Here is a 1978-nt window from a genome sequence, read left to right as displayed (position 1 = left end):
GACGGCGATGATGTCGTCGAAGCCGCGCGCATTCAGGCCCTTGACGATGTTGCTGCCAATAAAGCCGGCGGCACCGGTGACAACGATGCGGGTCATGCAAACAACTCCTCATAAGAAACCGTGGCCGTGCCAAATTTGCCCACCACCAGGCCGCCGGCCCGGTTCGCCAGGGGCAGCGCATTCCGCAGGCTCATGCCGGCGGCCACCATCGCGGCCATGGTGGCAATCACGGTGTCGCCCGCGCCCGTCACGTCAAACACCTCACGGGCCTGGGCACTGACGTGCAGCTGGCCCTGGGCATCAAACAGCGTCATACCCTCTTCGCTGCGGGTCAGCAGAACGGCGTCCAGCCCGAGCTGTTCGCGCAGGTTGTGGCATTTGGCTTGCAGGTCAGATTCGTCCAGCCAGGGGCCAATGACCTGCTGCAGCTCGACCCGGTTGGGCGTGATGACGCTGGCGTTTTTGTAGCGCGAAAAGTCGCTCCCTTTGGGGTCGATCAGGATCGGCTTGCCGGCTGCGCGCGCGCGCGCAATCATGTCGCTCACGTGGGCCAGTCCGCCTTTGCCGTAGTCTGAAAACAGCACCGCGTCATGCTCGGGCAGCAGATGGATAAAGGCGGCACTTTGCGAGGCCAGCACTTCGGTCTTGGGTGTGTTTTCGAAATCAAGGCGCAGCAATTGTTGCTGACGGCCAATCACCCGCAATTTGACGGTTGTCTTCAGATCCGCGTCTCGGCCAAAGTGCGTGCGGATGCCGGTACCGGCGACCAGGGCCTCCAGTTTGTGGCTGGCCTCATCATCGCCCACCACGGTCAGCAGCGAGGATTGCGCCCCCAGTGTCACCACGTTGTAGGCGACGTTGGCGGCCCCGCCGTTGCGCTCTTCCTCGCGCGTGATGCGCACAATCGGCACCGGCGCTTCAGGTGAGATACGGTCCACGGCGCCGTACCAGTAGCGGTCCAGCATCACGTCGCCGACCACCAAGACGCGGGCTTTTGCTAATTTTTTTTTGGAAATGATCATGGCATGCAATGTGTCGGTCATAGCTCTTCCACCCGCCGGGCCGGGTAACTGTCCCACGCCTGGCAGCCGGGGCATTGCCAGAAGTGTTGTTTGGCTTCAAAGCCGCAAGCCGCGCAGCGGTAGCGTGTCAGCGGCTTGACGGCATGGTCCAGCGCCCGCTGCACTTGCGGATGAAATTGCTCGTGTTCGAGTTTTTCGCCGGCAATCCATTTGGCGGCGGCGACCAGCGAGGGCTCGCGTTCCAGATGTCGCACATACCAATCGCGCGCCGTGGGGGAGGGGCCTTCCACGGTCGCTTCGAGTGCCACGATGGCATCCAGCACATCCAGCGAGGGAAAGAGTTCGTAATTGGTTTTGAGCAGCTCCAGTGCGTCGTGCGAGCGCCCGCACGCCACCGCGAACTCGGCCAGAGGTCCTGCCATCAGCGGGATGGCCGCGGGCGAAGACGCAAGCGCTTCCTCAAGTTCGTGGTAGGCATCTTCCGTTTTGCCCTGGCTGGCCAACAAGCGGGCGAGATCGATACGTGGCCGCGCTGCAGCGGGCGCCGTCTTGATCGCCTCTTGGAGTAAAAACCGGGCCTGTTCCAGCTCCTGATGGGTGATAAATGCGGCGGCCTGCTCGCACAGGTAATGGGCCAGACGGCCACGGAAGCTGCCCTGGTTGGAGTGCTCCAGTTTTTGGGCGATGAGGGCGGCATGGGTCCAGTCACGGCTGCGCTCATAGTTGGCCAACAGTGCCAAGCGCGCCTGACCTTCAAAAGGCGTGTCTTCGAGTTTGAGCAAAGCCGCTTCGGCGTGGTCGAGCAGGCCCGCTTTAAGGTAGTCCAGCGCCAGTGCATGCTGCGCGCGCTGGCGGTCCGCCAGACTCAAGTCACCACGCGACAGCAGGTGCTCGTGGACCCGCACCGCACGCTCGTATTCACCGCGACGGCGAAACAGGTTGCCCAGCGCGAAGTG

The 1978-nt window shown here is 62.8% G+C and carries 3 protein-coding genes; all 3 read right to left on the bottom strand.

What is annotated here, in order from left to right:
• Window positions 1-96, bottom strand: a 96-nt coding sequence (locus B3V69_RS05720; protein ID WP_296444645.1) for an NAD-dependent epimerase/dehydratase family protein, incomplete at its 3' end; no start/stop codon positions are given.
• Entirely contained in the window at window positions 93-1043 is a 951-nt protein-coding gene (gene rfaE1, locus B3V69_RS05715) for a D-glycero-beta-D-manno-heptose-7-phosphate kinase (RefSeq protein WP_296444618.1), read from the bottom strand. The genes B3V69_RS05720 and rfaE1, both read right to left, overlap by 4 nt.
• On the bottom strand, window positions 1040-1978 hold a 939-nt coding region (locus B3V69_RS05710; protein ID WP_296444616.1), incomplete at its 5' end, for a tetratricopeptide repeat protein. The genes rfaE1 and B3V69_RS05710, both read right to left, overlap by 4 nt.

This window comes from Rhodoferax sp. UBA5149 (genome assembly GCF_002413825.1).
Taxonomy (GTDB): Bacteria; Pseudomonadota; Gammaproteobacteria; order Burkholderiales; family Burkholderiaceae_C; genus Rhodoferax.
This window is presented reverse-complemented; position numbering and strand designations above follow the sequence as displayed.